Genomic DNA, 15,991 nt, shown 5'->3' with positions numbered 1-15,991 from the left:
TTGTTGGAAGATTGTAAAAAGCGGCTGCATTTAGTAACCACTTATGGCGTGTCATCCATTAAACCAACAGTACCGCCAACCCAGTCAAAATCTGCGTTGTAGCGTACGCCAATCATTTTTCCGCGACTTAAACGTGCCAAATTAATACAAAGCTGCGGCTCTTCGCCATCAGGCCACAAGTACATTAAGCGTATTTCTGCTTTAACCCCTCCGCTTGGTGATTGCACCACTGGTTCGTAACTTACCTTTCTCTGTAACACCCAATTTTCTGGATCAGTTATCTTAGCAATATCTTCAGGTTGAACATCAATAATTACACCCATACCAGCAAATGAAAATAGGGGTTTAAGCACATAGTTTTCTAAATCTGTTGGAATAGTATCTACTTCATTTAAAAACTTGGTTTCGGGAACAAATTCGCCATTTAAAAAAGGCATAGTGTACTTGCTGATACGATAAAACCAATTAGGATGTGTAATCCATTCCACGTCTAATGCTGCCCGGGGATCAAAGCCTTTATTGAAAATGCTGGTGTCACTAGCCACTTCGTCGAAAATTAAACGATTGTAAATGCGCTTAATCTGCGTTTTTTCGTCACCATCAACATAGTAAAGCTTTTTGCCTTCTTGCGTGATATCTTCAATAGAAAGTATTTTGATGCCGATTTTACTTGCCGTAACGAAAAAATCGATTGCAGTTTTCTGATTTGGGGCATCTACGTCCATCAATACCACTTCTTTTGGATCATGAGGCCCAACAATTACTTTTTTGAGCAAGTCGAAATAACTTTGGTCGGTTAATCCGTTGAAGTAGGGTGTAAGATTGGGGTCAAGCTGGTAGGCTTTTTTGTAAGTATTGGCCAAATGTGATTGAAAACCATACAACGAAGGAAAACCTTGCAACTCAATTAGCATAGGCACAATTTCGCCGTTAGCATTTTTGCACAGTCCAAAATCAAAGGTTAAAAAATGTGGGTGGTCATTTTCATTGGGAACTTCCCAGTTGCCTGGGATTGATTTTTGCGTAAGACTTTTGAAGTTCGGCTGCTTAATTGTGCGGATGATTTCTTCCCCAGCCCTGATTAATTTCTGCTTTAAATCGTCAGGAATAAACAATGGAGACTCGGCTACCCGAAAAGTGATTTTGGGATAGCCTTCATCCAGCTGACTTAAGAAATTTTGATACTTTTCTTCGCTAAAGTTACCGTTGAATGTTTTTCTGTGGCTTGTTGTCATGGTAATTGCGTTGTTGGTTTCGTCATTGCGAGGTACGAAGCAATCTCATCAACACCGAAATGCTTTAAGACTGCTTCTCCGAATTATCGGAGCAGGCTGTACCTTGCAATGATGGTTGTACTGCCTAAACCGCTTGTAAGGTGTTGATGGCTTCATCCAAAAAATTAGGTAAAATAACACTTTGGGTAAGCATAATTCTATCAGGGTTTTCTAAACTGCCAATCATGTCATCATATTTTTCTTTACCATGATTTTTGATAATCAGGTCCATTTTTTCCTGTAGTTCCAAGTACATTTTCATGCCAACGGGATCTGCTTCGGGATGGAATTGCGTGCCAATCATGTAAGGTGAGAAACGGATGGCCATCATGCAGCGTTCTAAGTCCACATGGGGTCTTTCCTTTTCTATGGCCAATAATTTTGCGCCCATCTTTTCAAAAACAACCTGATTTGGTTGAACCACTTGCCAATCTCTACTGTCTACCGAAAAAAATGGATTGGGTAATCCGTTAAAAACCCGTTCTTCTGCTCCTTCAGCTGTCATCGTAATTGGGAAAATGCCAAATGCATTTGATTTGCGTTGGATTACTTCTCCCAAACCATATTTCCTGCAGGCCAACTGGAATGAATGGCAAATTAAGAAAACGTGTTTCTTTTCATTATGGATCAAATTGAAATCATCTATCCTATCCAGTAAATCGAAAAAATCCGATTCCCATTGCTGCCCCTCTCCATCATAAGGATTGCCGGGACCACCGCTAGAGATATAGATATTGTAGCTTAAATCTGGTACTTCGTTTTTTTGTCTAATGTCAAATACATCTACTACTAAATCAAACTGATGATAGGTTTTATATCGATGTAAAATTTCGTGTATACCCCTCATTCCCTGGTTGGGGAACCCGTTATTCATGTCTATAACGGCTATCTTTATGCTATTTAAATCGCTCATTTTATTTTGCACCAATTAAGGTTTGCGTTGTGATATAATCCACCACAGATTCATAGCTTTTGGTTTGCTCATAAACAGCCAACTGCCTATCAGCTCCGGTACCATTCGCTAAAATTTGGTGTACATAGTTAATGTCCTCGCGGCTACCTAACTCATCTACTACATCATCAACAAAGTCTAATAATTCGAGCACCAAATTTCGGCAATTTACTTCCATTTCTTTACCAAAGTCTATCAAATTTCCGTCAATTCCGTAGCGGGCCGCCCTCCACTTGTTCTCGTTAATGAGTGCCCTGCTGTAGGAAATGAAGTTTAAATTTTGCAAGCGCAATTTGTAAAGCTTGGCGCATAACGCCTGAAATAAGGCCGTAAAAGCCATTGTTTCGTCAATCAACATCGGGCAATCGCACACCCTGAACTCAATCGTTTCAAAAAACGGATGCACCCTGATATCCCACCATATCTTTTTAGCGTTATCAATACAGTTGGTTTTGATAAGGAGTTTTACATAGTTGTCGTAATCCTCAATGCTATTGAAAATATCAGGAATTCCGGTACGCGGAAATTTATCGAACACTTTGGTGCGGAACGATTTATAACCGGTATTTCTACCTTCCCAAAAAGGGGAGTTGGTAGATAAAGCAAATACATGGGGCAAAAAATAGCGCACCTGATTGGCAATATGTATGGCCAGTTCCCTTGATTGAAACCCCACGTGTACATGTAGCCCAAAAATAAGGTTGGAGCGGGCTGCTTCCTGTAGCTCGTTTACAATTTCATTATACCTCGGATGCTCGGTAATGAGCTGTTTTTCCCAGTGCGAAAAGGGGTGAGTGCCAGCTGCACCAATGCGGAGTCCCTGTTCTCCGGCAAGTTGCGCCACAGTGTAACGTAATTGAGAAATTTCTTGCCTCGCTTCGGTAGTGTTTCTGCATATTCCAGTTCCCACTTCTACTACCGCTTGGTGCATTTCTGCCTTTACTTGATCTTTATGGATTTTTTGAGCAGCCTCTACAATTTTTTGGTCGTGTGATGTTAGTTCCCTTGTTACGGGATCAACAATCATGTACTCTTCTTCTATCCCTAAGGTAAACTCATTCATAGATAGTTAAATTGGTTTTATTTGGTTGATTTTTTGGTTGTTGTTTTAGCTACCGCCTTTGGTTTTGCCGCTGGTTTAGCTTTTGCTGCGGTTTTAGGCGCTTTGCCTGTTAATGGAGTTCCGGTGGCACTACTTTTTACATAGTTGCCCCAAGTAAGGTTGTTTTTGCCAAATTCTTGCGCTAAGGCTTTTTCTATCGCATAATTTGCTGCGGTTTCTACCACCCACTCGAAGTTTTCGGCGCCTACGCTTTCCAGGCTTGCATCTGGTGCTGGGTTGCAAAAATCAATGGCTATTGGTACGCCATTGCGCACTGCAAATTCTACCGTATTAAAATCATAGCCTAAATATTGGTTCAGTTTCAAGGTATAATCTTCGATGGTTTTTAGCAGCTTTTCGCTAGGTTTTGGTCCATCAACTACATAACGCAAATGATGCGGGTTGCGTGGTTCGTACTGCATAATGCGCACATGCTTTCCGCCAATACAGTAACATCTAAAGTACTCATCGAAAATGATTTCTTCCTGCAGCATCATCACCGTTTGCTTGGTTTCGCTGTGTTTTTCGAAAAACTCCTCTTTACTGCGCAGCTTGTAAACTTCTTTCCAGCCGCCGCCATCAAAAGGTTTCATGTAGGCAGGGAAACCGGTGTATTCGAAAATTGCGTCCCAATCAAAAGGCATTACCAAATTGGTGAAGGAGTTTTCGTTGGTGTCATCTGGGTGCTCTCTCGACGGAATTAAAGCTGTTTTAGGTACGGGAACACCAATGTTTTCCGCCAAAGCGTTGTTAAAAAACTTTTCATCGGCACTCCACCAAAACGGATTATTAATTACGGCAGTACCGCCCATAGCTGCATTTTTTAAATAGGCTCTGTAAAACGGAACATCTTGAGAAATTCGATCTATAATTACGGCATATTCAGGTTGTTCAGCTTGGAAAACTTTATCAATTTTTACAAATTCGGCTGTAATTCCAGCAACTGCTTTTTGATTTACTCGATCTACAAAAGCTTGAGGAAATGAACGCTCTTGGCCAAATAAAATTCCTATTTTCTTCATCGGTACTATATGTTTTTTAATTGTTGTTTAAAAGTTGAAGTGGTTAAATGCTGACTGATACCTAAATCCTAATACCTGACTACCTTATAATTGATAAATATATTCCGGGAACATGTCTCTCCAAATTGGCCAATCATGGTCGGCGTTTTGTCGGATATCCAGCCAGTGGTTAATGCCTTTTTGGTGCAAAATCCCTGATAATCTTTCATTGTCCTGTCGGCAAATATCACGGTCGCTGGTTCCTAGAACAATTTTCAAGTCCCAAAGTTCAGGGTTGATGTTATTTGGCAAAAAATCAACCGGATTATTGAAATAAACATCATCGTTATAAAAACCATCAAGCTGTCCTGTAATGTCAAAAGCGCCGCTCATGCTAAAAATATGGCTTACCGCCCAAGGATGTCTAAAGCCAAAGTTAGCGGCGTGGTAACCACCAAAACTGCATCCGGCGGTAATTACTTTGGCATGTCCGGTTTGGTTTTTTGCCAGTGGAAGCAGCTCTTCCAACACATATTTATCGTACCAAATGTGATTTTTTACCCTATCTGCCGGGTGTATGTTTTTATTGTACCAACTCAAAGCATCTACACTATCAGGGCAGTAAACTTTGATTTTTCCTTCATTAATAAAGTTCGCTACGGCATCAATCAGTTTGAAATCCTTATTCTCGTAATAGCGGCCCATACTGGTTGGAAACAAAATAACTGGTTGTCCGGCATCGCCAAAAACCAAAGTCTCCATGTCTTTATTGAGACTAGGGCTATACCATTTTTGTAATTCTTCTCTCATGGGCAATGGATTTGTTTTATCAAGATAAGTAAATCATTTTCAACGCACAAAAAATCTTACAAATATTTCAAAACACAAATTCAATTATCGGGTTGCCTGTTTTTTGAGTTATTGGTAACTTTGCATTTTAATTGGGAGGATTGGAGCGCTACAGCTTCGCCTTTCTGTAAATTTAAACTTGTCGTTATTAAAACTGCCTACCAACTCAAATCGAAATCGCTGCAACGTACTGTTGACATAGAAGTGTATATGCCAGAAAATTTACTGGGTAATGAGGTGCTGCACCTACTTTTAGTGAACGATGGCCAGGATTTAGCGCAGATGCAGCTAGAGGAAAGCTTAAAATCTCTTTATGCCAAGTGGCTGATAGAACCTGTGGTTACCGTTGGAATTAAGGCTGGAGAAGAACGCTTGCAGGAATATGGCGTGGCAAATAAGCCTGATTTTAAAAAGAGGGGAAGCAAGGCGCAATTATATACCGAGTTTGTACTGAATGAGCTACTGCCTTTTTTACACCAAGAAATAGGTAAGCCCATCAATGGTAAAAAGGCCTTCGCTGGATTTTCATTAGGTGGTTTAACGGCTTTTGATGTGGCTTGGAACCATAGTGATATCTTCGATGTGGTGGGCGTTTTTTCGGGTTCTTTTTGGTGGCGTACAAAAGATTTAAGTGAAGGCTACACCGATAGTGATCGAATTTTACATCAAATGATAGCGGATTCCAAAGAAAAGCCTAACCTAAAATTTTGGTTAATGACTGGCACTGAAGACGAAAAAGCGGATAGAAATCAAAATTTTATTATCGACTCCATAGATGACACCGTTGATGTAATTAAAGAGCTAGTAAAAAAGGGTTTCCAGCGGCCAGATGATATTTTTTATTACGAAATGGTGGGCGGTAAACACGATGTGCCCACTTGGGGCAAAGCATTTCCTAAGTTTTTGGAATGGGCTTTTGCGAAGAGGACATCTTTCTAGTTAAAGTGAGCTCACTTTTAGGTAATTTCTTTTTGCATCGTTAAGCTAATCGATAAATCTTTATTTGAATTAAACCTAAGGGGATTTTTTTTACTCCAAGTGATAGTTTAAATGATGTTTTTATGAGAAAAGCCTACCTTTTTGCTTTCGTTTTTTTAGCTGCATTTTTATCTTGCTCCAAACACAGCACCGATACTGTTCCAGTAGAAACTGACGATGATTTACTAGGCCCAATTTCTAGGCCACAAAGTGGATACGGTGCAGATGGCACCTATACCGTTGCCAGCGTAAGTTTTGCTAGCCCAACTTATACGGGGAAACAGGTTACTATTTTTTACCCAAAGGAAGCTACAGGGCCACGACCTGTGCTATTTTACTCACATCCTTATGGTGGTGAAGACGTGAATTATAACCTAGGCCTATATCAATTCATTGCAAAAAAAGGTTACGTAGTTGTTTTTGCCCCATATCCAACTACCGGGGTAGATATTGATTCGAGGTACAATACATTGTGGCAAAGTTTCAAAAAAGCAGTAACAGATTATCCACAGCTTATCGATACCAAAAAAGTAGGCTTTGTTGGACACTCTTTTGGTGGTGGCGCTTCCTTTGGCCTAGCTTCAAAAGCCTTTAATGAAGAAGGCTGGGGACAAAATGGAAGGTTTATTTTTGCGATGGCGCAATGGTACAGCTATTGGTTAAGTGACACGCAGTTGAAGAGTTTTCCTGCTAATACAAAGCTGATTACGCAAGTGTATGATGATGATGATACCAACGATCATCGCATGGCTATCGATATCTTTAAAAATTGCAATATTGCCAACGCGGAAAAGGATTTTGTTTTGGTAAAATCAGCATCCATTAGTGGTTATAACTATGTAGCCGATCATGTTTTGCCGAGTACTAGAACTGGGATAGATGCCTACGATTATTATGCCGTATACCGATTGTTGGACGCAATGATTGACTACAGTTTTAATGGAAATGCTGCTGCAAAAGATGTTTGCTTGGGCAATGGGTCGGCAGCGCAAACAACTATGCCTAGCTATAAAGGTGTTGCATTACCGTCTTTAGTGGTTACTGATAATCCATCGCCAGCTTATTCGCAAAGCAAGTACCTTTTTAAATGCGCTTCTTTAGATAATCCACGCTTAGGCAATTGCCAATAAAAGATTCAAATGAATTAATTAGATTTTACCCATCACATACATGTTTTCCATGGTAGGAGTGGGGCTGCCGCCGCGTTTTTCAAGCGTAATGGCAAAAGCTTGGGCAGCGTTGATTACGGCCATTTTTTGCATTTCCTCTTTGGCTTGTTGGTCGTATACACCTAAGCTTACCGGTTTGCCATCTACAATGGCCCATAACTGGTATTGTTGATTTTCTGGTGCAACTGGCATGTTTTCCAAGGTCAAATACACTTGTTTTGATTTTTCTTCCATGTATACCATTGCTTTCATGTCGGGATGTTTTTCAACACCTAACAATGGCACTGTTTTCACGGTTGGGTCATTAGCCATGTCCCATCTGCTTTTTAAGTTTTGATAAGCGATGGTGTTATTTTTTTGCTCGGTAATTAAAGAGGCTAACTTTTCCTGAGTGGCCTTTTGATTATTGCTTAGATAAAAATTAAATGCTACACTGGCCACTAATAAAATACTTGCCGCTACCGCAAACCAATTGAACGTTTTATTTGGGCTTACGGTATTTTGTGGTGGGTACAGCGGAATGCTGGTAACTTCTTCTTCCTCGTGTATTTGTTGAGGCACAGTTACAGATTTTGGTTTTTCAGCACTTTCCTCAGAAATTTTGGCCCAAATGGTCGATTTTAATTCGGCAGGTGGGGCAATAGCTTGTTGAGAGGCAAAGTCTTCCAGAGTACTTTGAGCCTCCAAAATAGCTTGCCTAACCTCTGGATTATTTTTTTGTACGCATTCCAAAATGCGAACTTCTTCCTCAGAGGCTAGTCCCATTACGTAGGCTTCGATAATGCCTGATGCTATGTACTCTTTAATATCCAATTTTACCTGTAGTCTTTTAACAATCGTTTTAATTCAATGAGGGCGTTTCTAGTTCGTGTTTTGATAGTCCCAATTGGAATATCGAGCCTTTCGGCAATTTCTTGTTGCGTATAACCTTTAAAATAGGCTAATTCAATCAGTTCCCGCCAATCTTGCTTAATTTGAGCCAAAACATCTTTCAACCCAATGTGATCAACATTTGACGTAGTTGAGTACTGATTACTGTCATTTACGAAATCTGGAATACTTTGGTTTTTTTGTTCGTTCTGAAATCCTTTGGATCGCACATAATCTATGGCCGTATTGCGTGCCAAGTTGATCATCCAAGTGTATAAACGGCCCTTCTCTGCGTCGAACTGAGCGATGTTTTTCCAAATTTTTACAAAAACATCCTGAATCACTTCATCGGCATAGTCTTTTGAAGCTACCACCCTGGTAACAACCCCATATATCGCTGCCGAATAATTATCGTAGAGATAATTAAATCCTCGTTCGTCTTGCTGAAGCAATAACGAAACAATTTCTTGTTCAGAAAGCTTTACCTGAGTGTTCAAAAATAAAATTGCTTGTGACAAAAATATAAAATTGTATGATAGTTGAAACAAATAAAATCTGTTTTTGATTGGAGTTCGTAAATAAAAATAAAATTAAAGCAATGAAGACAACAATAAAACAATGCTTTGTGCTCCTGTTAGTTGGCACTGCATTTGCCCTTTTTGCACAGCAGAAGGCCAAAAATCCATATTATTCTCGTACGGCAACCAATAAAATTAAAGTGAGCAACACCGTATGGAAAAAAATTTTATCGCCCGATTTATATGCTGTGGCGAGAGAGGGTGCTACGGAAAAAGCATTCACTGGAAAATATAATACGTTTAATCAACGAGGCACTTACTATTGTGCGGTTTGTGGTAATAGGCTGTTCCGTTCAGATTCGAAATTTGAAAGCAGCTGCGGATGGCCTTCTTTTTTTGAACCCGGCGCAAAAGGTAGCGTAGTGTACAAGGAAGATTTATCTTATAATATGGTACGTACCGAAGTATTGTGCGGGAGATGTGGATCGCACCTGGGCCACGTATTTGATGATGGCCCTAAGCCAACGGGAAAAAGATACTGCATGAATTCTATTAGCCTTGATTTTGAGGCAGATCAAACTAATCCCTTCAAAAAAAATTAAAAATAAAAAACCAAGCAACTATCGGTTTCCGTAAATGTGAGAAAACAATTTAATCCATCAAAAAAATTAATAGTATGAAAAAGTTATCAAAAATTGTAGCCCTAGGCGCATTGTCATTAGCAGTAATGTTTGTAGGAAATGACGCTTCGGCTCAAATGTCAAAACAAAAAACAGTAATGGTTGGCGGAGCTCCAATGTACCCTACAAAAAACATTGTGGAAAACGCAGTTAACTCTAAAGATCACACTACTTTAGTTGCAGCAGTAAAAGCAGCAGGTTTGGTAGAAACGTTATCATCAAAAGGTCCTTTCACTGTATTTGCACCAACTAATGCTGCATTTGACAAATTGCCAAAAGGCACAGTAGAAACTTTGGTTAAACCAGAAAACAAAGCAATGTTAACCAAAATTTTAACTTACCACGTATTGGCAGGAAACTATAGCTCTAAAGCGGTTTGGGCTGCAGTTAAAAAAGGAAACGGTAAAGCAACAATGAAAACCGTACAAGGCGAAAACCTTACTTTTTGGTCAAAAGGTAAAGATTTATACGTAAGAGATGCAAAAGGTAATGATGCTAAAATCACTATCGCTGACGTAAACCAATCTAATGGCGTAATCCACGTAATTGACACTGTGTTAATGCCATAGTTTTTCATTTTTGATTGTTATATAGCAAAGCCTCGGACCTAGTTCGGGGCTTTTGCTTTGGTACGGTTTTTAGAAAATGAAAAAATTTTTCTGCTCATGCAATAAAGGTAATTCAAATGAGTTTATATATCTGAGAGCGTTAATTTAGATGGCGGGGACAAGGTGGTATGCCGAGTCCCCGTTTCTTTTTTAAAGATTTTTTTGGTGAGGGGATTCGTTTAAATGATAACCTAGCCAAAAATTAATTTAGGAATACCGATGCCAATAGCAACTCCGTAAATTACATCAGCCCAAAAAAATCGAAGCAGGTTAAAAATGTAAATAAGTCCAATAAGTGGGAAAGATATAATGGCTAATAGATTCTTTTTTTTAAGTTGCTCCTTAGCTTGTTGATAAACATTATTGGCATCCTGATTAGAGGGGATTGCATGCATTCCTATGGATACCCCTAACCAAATCAAAAAATACGAGAGTGGGTGTTGAATACCAAAGAACTCCATAGGCATATAAGCTGGTAAACAAATAAGTAAACAGAGTGCCGTATTAACTATAAAAGGCCCCATAGCTACTAAAAATGTACTCGTGAAATTGTTAGTGTTTTCATGGATTACGTAACCTGCTGGATTTCCCACTCTGAAATAGCAAGCGTCAAATACAGCTACTTTTCTAATTTTGCAAAAAAGCATGTGTGCAAATTCATGCACAATAACGCCTGGAAAAGTTACAATTGAAATTAATTCGCCGGGTATAAAAAACATAGTAATAGATTTATTTGGTCCAACCGTTTGGAAATTGTTTAATGAAATCGCTTCTTTTGATGACTTTACGACTATAAAGCCTATATTCAACCATATTGTAATAGTCTTTCATTTCTTTGCTATTGCTGTCTATTTTTTTTGCTCTATCAAGATAACTAACTGCTTTCAATTTATCTTCCAATTTACCTTGTTGGGCGTATAAACATGCATAAGCAGATGCAACTGAAGTTAAAGATATTGCTTGAGTTGAATCTAGTGCCAAGTTTTCTTTGCTTGCCTCCAAAAATCCTTCATAGTCTTTTCGGTCGAAAGATGAACCTACTCTAGCTTGAATGATTAATGGTTTAAGATTATAATCTGGAGGAAGCTTGTCTTTGAGTTTCTCAAATTCAACAAGAGCTTCAGTACTTTTATCTCTTGACATTAAATCTAATCCTTTAAAATAAGTTGCTAATGATTTGATATCTTCCACCTCTGGAACTTTTTCGCTTGCTAGCTGCATTAGGGCAGTTGCTTTACCATAATTGGCAGATTGCATATACTCATTTGATTTTTTGATATTGGAATAAGCACTGTAATATTTCCAATTCCAAGCAAATGATATTGCTACTATTAATAAAACAGCTATAAAAAATAGCTTAACCCATAGTGGAAAGACTCTCTCTTTAATGTCGATTTCACATTGTTGACAAACAGGATAGGTAGAAATTTTTTGAAGTTCTTGTTCGCCAAAGTCTTTTGCACATGATGCGCAAATTGTTGGGTCAACTTCTTTCTCAATTTTCTTTCCTGCAAGCATAGTTTGGTCGGGGAAATGCGTTTCAAGGCAATTTGCACAATATACTTTACCATCAATTTTAATGGTATCATTCAATGGCAATTCTTTTTGATCGCAGATTTCGCAATCAGTTTTTTTCATGATGTTTGTTGGTTATGGTTCTTAAAGATGATGTAAAGGAGCGTAACGGGAGGAAATGGCTTCCCCAAATTAATTAATATGAAATAAAAATCAAAATTTAGAAAATGACTAGGTATTTGGTTTGAATAGCTATTTGTCTTATGCAGATTTTCTCAGATAATTAGAAGTATTATAAATGGCGGGGTAATTGGTACATCTTTATGTTAGCGTTGTTAAGTTCTATCCCGTCGGTTTCTTTAAAATTCAATTTTAAAAGAAGGTCAATGGAACGCCGATTTTTTTTATGTGTAAAAGCCTCAATCGTGTCGTAATTTAATGTTTCAAAAACGAATTTAGTCACTGCCCTTAGTGCTTCGGTCATTATTCCATTGCGTTGATAGTTAGGTAGGAGTTCATATCCTACTTCACATTTTTTATGCTGATCTGAAAAATCGAACAGACAGATTGTTCCCAACACTTTATCGTCAAGTTTTTGCATAATTGACCAATAAATTCCTATTTTACTTTCGAAGTTCTCATTAACCTTGTTAAAAAAGTTTAAGGTTTCTTCCGGTGTATCATCGGGCTTGCGGTTAAGATATTTATTTACAGCGGAGTTAGATCTAAGCAAAAATATTTCTTGGATATCACTCAGCGTTGGCTGTCGAATTATTAATCTTTCTGTAATGATAGTAGGAAAATCCGATAATGGTAAGTTTTTCATTTCTTTTAGTAGGTGTTTTATTCTAATAGTAGCTAATGGTTTGACTAGCGTTTGTACTTCGGCTTTTTTATTACCTGACAGCAATTGCCGTATTTATCAAGCGGTTGAGCCAAGTAAATTCCATTCTCCTTTATATCTTCTTTTTTAGTGAGTAGGCTGTCGAAAAGCAGCCTGCCTTTTTTGATTTCGTAAAATTTAGAAGGATTGTAGTACATAGAATCCGGGTGTGGGTGCATTTCCGATAAGTCGAAACCACCGTATTCCAAAAATCCATCTCCATCAATGTCAGTAAAAGGTTTGGTTTTGCCTCCCGGCCTATCATTGAAAACGCTTGAAGACAGATAAGTCATTTTTTTGTTTTTGATATCAATGGCATAAGCGGATATGTAATCTAAGTTTGGTCGCCCATCACATTCCATAAAAAGTAGAACATTGCCATTTTCGGCAATTACCTTGCTGTATTTGCTACTGTCGACAAGATAGTTGGTCGTGTCTGTATATATTTTTTCATTATTCAGATAGAAGGTTTGATGGTAATTTGAATGGTTCACATATTCTCTTTTAATAGTGATTTCATGCAATGTGTCAATTCTTAATTTAAAAGCGTAAACGCTGTCGGTTTTTAGACTTGTTTTTGATTCTTGTGTTTCGCCAGTATTTGGTTGCGATTGTTCAATTGGTTTTTGTAATCTTCCGCAAGCTGTTAATCCAAATAAAATTAAAACTAGGATAGATCTCATATCCTAAATTAGGGCTATTATTTATTTTTCACACGTACAGATTTAAAAATTTTTAAAGCCATTTCTTGTTGCTTGGCAGTTAATGAGCCGCTGTACATTGATAGGGCCAAACTTTGTGCGTTTAAGTTATCGCTGTTCAACTTCTTTAAATAAATTGAGGCGGCACCTTTTATTGGCGCTTTTGTCCACACTATTTTTTTGTAGTGATGATCCACCGTGTCAATCAGGAAATTTAGCTGCTTAATTTCATTTGGTAAATAAATAGGGTGGTTAAATTGCGTAGCTGCATATTGGCAGTTTGCAACGTAATCGCAGCCTTTTCCCAGCAAGCTGTCTTTTAAAGTAGCAGGGCGGATCAGTAAAACTTTTACCTTTGGCAGTGTATTTTGGTTGTACGTAACGCCATCTTCCATAAATCTTAAACTAAGATCCTCACGCCAACTTCCGTTTTGCAGATATTCTTCGGGGGACTTTTCCAGACTATTTGTATACATGCCAAAATCGAAAGCAAACTGCATACTGTCATTTTTAATTTTACCGACATAGGAGTCAATACCTTTTTCAGTAATCAATTCAAAATCGCCCGGAAAATCAAATACATAATAACCAATGGTGATGGATTTCCAATCTTCTGCACTTTGGTTTGTTGCGTTGCAGCCCAATAAAAAAATGATGGCGAGTGTTGCTACTGCAAACTTAGTTTTTTGGAGCATGGTAACATTTTAAATAAGGATTTAGCGGGCTTGTTGGATTTAGTTTAAAAATAATACTAGCAACCAAATGGTTAATGCAAATACGTGGATAAGGAATGATTGTTTGGTTTGTTTTTCGTAGCAGAATGCCGAGAGCCCATTTTTGATTAAAAGCACTATACTTATTGGCCCTAAAAGGAAGAACGATAATAAATCTAAGCCTGGAGTACAAGGTCCGGATTTGAATTGGGCAGAATTATTCATTAGCACAATTGCTGACACTGATATGCTGTAAAACAATGTTGTCAATAAAGCATTTCTATTTTCGACTGTCATTATTAGTAGGAGAGTATATTGTTAGTTTAAAGATAGGTTTTAGCCAGAGATTATTGTTGCTAATGTTTAACGGCTTCTTCGTTGCTCACTAGCAAGATGCTCGGCTAACCGTTCCGAAAGTTCTTCAATGTCGTTATATCTTGCTATTTGTGTTAACCAATTTGTTGGAATACTATCAAGTCCGTAAAGAAGTCCAGCGAGTGCGCCCGTAACTGCTCCCGTAGTGTCTGTGTCTTCGCCTAAATTTACCGCTTTCAAAACAGCATCCTTGTAATTGTCAGTTGTAAGCAAACACCAGATGCTTGCTTCGAGCGTATGCAATACATAACCACTGCTAAAAATACTTTCCTCTGTTAAGTCGTTTATATCTTGTTTCAGTAAACGGTCAAACAATGCAATCTCTGTTGCACTTATTGCTAATGAATTAAGGAAATCTGAAATTACCGTTTGCAGGTTTTTATAAATTTCAAATTTGTCCTTTCGTTCAAAAAGCTGTCTGGCATACTCAAGGTAATAAAAGCAAGCAATTACAGACCTAATATGTCCGTGAGTAATTGAAGATACTTGTTTGGTTATTTCGTAGCGTTCATCTATTGGCTTGTCCAACAAATAAAAAAGCAAAGGTGAAATTCTCATTAGGGAGCCATTCCCATTTGAAGACACCTTAAAGCCTCCGGCTAAATCTGGTCGTTCGCCTCTTGCAAGACGGTCAATTGCTTGTCGAGTGGCGATGCCAATATCGAAGACATCACCTCTGGGAGTCCAATAATTATCATAGCACCACTTTACAAAATTTTGACCGATTGTGTTTAGGTTAAACTTGGATGTCAAAGCTTCAGCGAGGCAGAACGTAAGCGAACTATCGTCAGAAAAAGTTCCTGGGGGTAAATTGTAAGTTCCGTAACCAATCATATCAGTAACAGGATTTTCGCTGATAGCCTGTCTGCTTTTAAATTCTACTGGTACTCCAAGCGCATCTCCAACTGCAACACCAAATAAAACTGCTTTTATTTGATTTTGATTTATCTGGAAATGCTGTTGTTTCATAATGTTGTTAAAGCTTTAATATTAAAAAATTGGCTTCGCTCATTTTTATTTTCGAGGGTCCGTCATCATAAAATTGCTGGTAACGTTTCGGCTTTGCATTAGGGCTTCAACACAAAATTCAATCGATAACTACGGTTTTTTTTCTGTTATTAATTTCTCAGCTTGTTCTATCCAATTATTCCCTTTTAAATAAATGTCCGGTTTTAAGCCTTCTTTGTCTACTGAAAAATTAGTGTTAAGCCATAACTGTCGATTTGTAGGCAACTGCACTCTTATGGTTGGATACGTTGTTTTGTAAGTCACCACATTGCCATAGTCCATCATTCCACCTGAATTTGTGCCCATTACTGTTACTTTATCGCTTTGCCTTGCCAGCATCGTAAAAAGTTCGCCACTACTTACTGTATTTTTATTAATTAGTAACGCTACTTTTTTAGGATTAGCTTTTGCCTTATCAATTCTTAAAGTGTCTGTCTGTGTTCCACTTTCATTATAGAGTTCGCCATAGTGCGCTTTCATTTTACGCATTCGCTCATCAAGCGTTTGTTTGGTTTTGGTATCTGCATTCTCATAATAATCTGCTATAAATTGATACCATTTTTCAAAATTTGATGGGGTCATTCGCATTTCTGCGTTGTATTTTAAAATAGGTTTTGTATAGAGATAATCTATTAATTGTAAGCCAATACTGTAATCTCCACCGCTATTGTTGCTTAAATCTAATACCCAATAAGGGGTACTTTCTAGCTTATCTTTATATTTTTTTAGTAAATATTGAGTTTGTGTGTATTTCGGAAATACTATCCATCCCTGTACGTTCCAAACTGTTCAGTA

The 15,991-nt window shown here is 38.1% G+C and carries 18 protein-coding genes; 4 read left to right on the top strand and 14 right to left on the bottom strand.

All coding sequences use genetic code 11. The features are described from left to right. Positions 1 to 41: 41 nt before the first annotated feature. The 5 genes from DUT68_RS12035 to DUT68_RS12015 form a co-directional block, all read right to left on the bottom strand. Positions 42 to 1,235, bottom strand: coding sequence for a hypothetical protein (locus DUT68_RS12035; protein WP_113638459.1), 1,194 nt, complete (start codon positions 1,233 to 1,235; stop codon positions 42 to 44). Between the two features lie 124 nt (positions 1,236 to 1,359). Continuing rightward, the gene (locus DUT68_RS12030) at positions 1,360 to 2,187 is read right to left on the bottom strand and encodes a type 1 glutamine amidotransferase (protein WP_113638458.1); all 828 of its coding nucleotides are present in this window, start codon (positions 2,185 to 2,187) and stop codon (positions 1,360 to 1,362) included. A 1-nt stretch (position 2,188) separates the two neighbouring features. Beyond that, positions 2,189 to 3,289 carry a carboxylate-amine ligase gene (locus tag DUT68_RS12025; RefSeq protein ID WP_113638457.1) on the bottom strand — a complete coding sequence of 367 codons (1,101 nt, stop codon included), beginning with the start codon at positions 3,287 to 3,289 and terminating at the stop codon, positions 2,189 to 2,191. 17 nt (positions 3,290 to 3,306) lie between these two features. Next, complete coding sequence (locus DUT68_RS12020; RefSeq protein ID WP_113638456.1) at positions 3,307 to 4,350, bottom strand: ATP-grasp domain-containing protein; 1,044 nt, start codon at positions 4,348 to 4,350, stop codon at positions 3,307 to 3,309. An 84-nt stretch (positions 4,351 to 4,434) separates the two neighbouring features. Further along, positions 4,435 to 5,139, bottom strand: a complete 705-nt coding sequence (locus DUT68_RS12015) for an esterase family protein (RefSeq protein ID WP_113638455.1) — start codon at positions 5,137 to 5,139, stop codon at positions 4,435 to 4,437. A 120-nt stretch (positions 5,140 to 5,259) separates the two neighbouring features. On the opposite strand from DUT68_RS12015, the gene DUT68_RS12010 reads away from it, so the two are divergent. Both DUT68_RS12010 and DUT68_RS12005 read left to right on the top strand, forming a co-directional pair. After that, complete coding sequence (locus tag DUT68_RS12010) at positions 5,260 to 6,117, top strand: alpha/beta hydrolase (RefSeq protein WP_262510299.1); 858 nt, start codon at positions 5,260 to 5,262, stop codon at positions 6,115 to 6,117. 122 nt (positions 6,118 to 6,239) lie between these two features. Then, complete coding sequence (locus tag DUT68_RS12005; RefSeq protein ID WP_113638454.1) at positions 6,240 to 7,286, top strand: alpha/beta hydrolase; 1,047 nt, start codon at positions 6,240 to 6,242, stop codon at positions 7,284 to 7,286. A gap of 18 nt (positions 7,287 to 7,304) precedes the next feature. Here DUT68_RS12005 and DUT68_RS12000 read toward each other — a convergent pair whose 3' ends face one another. Together DUT68_RS12000 and DUT68_RS11995 are read right to left on the bottom strand one after the other, a co-directional pair. Further along, positions 7,305 to 8,138 carry an anti-sigma factor gene (locus DUT68_RS12000; RefSeq protein ID WP_237088328.1) on the bottom strand — a complete coding sequence of 278 codons (834 nt, stop codon included), beginning with the start codon at positions 8,136 to 8,138 and terminating at the stop codon, positions 7,305 to 7,307. 2 nt (positions 8,139 to 8,140) lie between these two features. Then, positions 8,141 to 8,713, bottom strand: coding sequence for an RNA polymerase sigma factor (locus tag DUT68_RS11995; RefSeq protein ID WP_237088327.1), 573 nt, complete (start codon positions 8,711 to 8,713; stop codon positions 8,141 to 8,143). An 80-nt stretch (positions 8,714 to 8,793) separates the two neighbouring features. Between DUT68_RS11995 and msrB the strand changes: the two genes are divergently transcribed. Both msrB and DUT68_RS11985 read left to right on the top strand, forming a co-directional pair. After that, positions 8,794 to 9,315: a peptide-methionine (R)-S-oxide reductase MsrB gene (gene msrB / locus DUT68_RS11990; RefSeq protein ID WP_113638453.1), complete on the top strand. Its 522-nt coding sequence runs from the start codon at positions 8,794 to 8,796 to the stop codon at positions 9,313 to 9,315. 74 nt (positions 9,316 to 9,389) lie between these two features. After that, the gene (locus DUT68_RS11985; protein ID WP_113638452.1) at positions 9,390 to 9,962 is read left to right on the top strand and encodes a fasciclin domain-containing protein; all 573 of its coding nucleotides are present in this window, start codon (positions 9,390 to 9,392) and stop codon (positions 9,960 to 9,962) included. Between the two features lie 230 nt (positions 9,963 to 10,192). On the opposite strand, the gene DUT68_RS11980 is transcribed toward DUT68_RS11985, so the two are convergent. The 7 genes from DUT68_RS11980 to DUT68_RS11950 form a co-directional block, all read right to left on the bottom strand. Then, positions 10,193 to 10,720 (bottom strand): metalloprotease family protein, encoded by a 528-nt coding sequence (locus tag DUT68_RS11980; protein WP_113638451.1) that lies wholly within the window; start codon positions 10,718 to 10,720, stop codon positions 10,193 to 10,195. 10 nt (positions 10,721 to 10,730) lie between these two features. Beyond that, positions 10,731 to 11,639: a hypothetical protein gene (locus DUT68_RS11975; protein ID WP_113638450.1), complete on the bottom strand. Its 909-nt coding sequence runs from the start codon at positions 11,637 to 11,639 to the stop codon at positions 10,731 to 10,733. 169 nt (positions 11,640 to 11,808) lie between these two features. Further along, positions 11,809 to 12,342 (bottom strand): GNAT family N-acetyltransferase, encoded by a 534-nt coding sequence (locus DUT68_RS11970; protein WP_157960854.1) that lies wholly within the window; start codon positions 12,340 to 12,342, stop codon positions 11,809 to 11,811. A gap of 44 nt (positions 12,343 to 12,386) precedes the next feature. Further along, complete coding sequence (locus DUT68_RS11965; RefSeq protein ID WP_113638448.1) at positions 12,387 to 13,082, bottom strand: hypothetical protein; 696 nt, start codon at positions 13,080 to 13,082, stop codon at positions 12,387 to 12,389. A gap of 17 nt (positions 13,083 to 13,099) precedes the next feature. Next, entirely contained in the window at positions 13,100 to 13,795 is a 696-nt protein-coding gene (locus tag DUT68_RS11960) for a hypothetical protein (RefSeq protein ID WP_113638447.1), read from the bottom strand. 381 nt (positions 13,796 to 14,176) lie between these two features. Then, positions 14,177 to 15,157, bottom strand: a complete 981-nt coding sequence (locus DUT68_RS11955) for an ADP-ribosylglycohydrolase family protein (protein WP_113638446.1) — start codon at positions 15,155 to 15,157, stop codon at positions 14,177 to 14,179. 129 nt (positions 15,158 to 15,286) lie between these two features. Beyond that, the gene (locus tag DUT68_RS11950) at positions 15,287 to 15,961 is read right to left on the bottom strand and encodes a S41 family peptidase (RefSeq protein ID WP_237088335.1); all 675 of its coding nucleotides are present in this window, start codon (positions 15,959 to 15,961) and stop codon (positions 15,287 to 15,289) included. Between the last annotated feature and the right edge of the window lie 30 nt (positions 15,962 to 15,991).

The sequence above is a fragment of the Pedobacter zeaxanthinifaciens genome, assembly GCF_003313335.1.
GTDB lineage: Bacteria > Bacteroidota > Bacteroidia > Sphingobacteriales > Sphingobacteriaceae > Pedobacter > Pedobacter zeaxanthinifaciens.
Note: the sequence above shows the minus strand (reverse complement) of the source record. Positions and strands in the feature narration are given on the sequence as shown.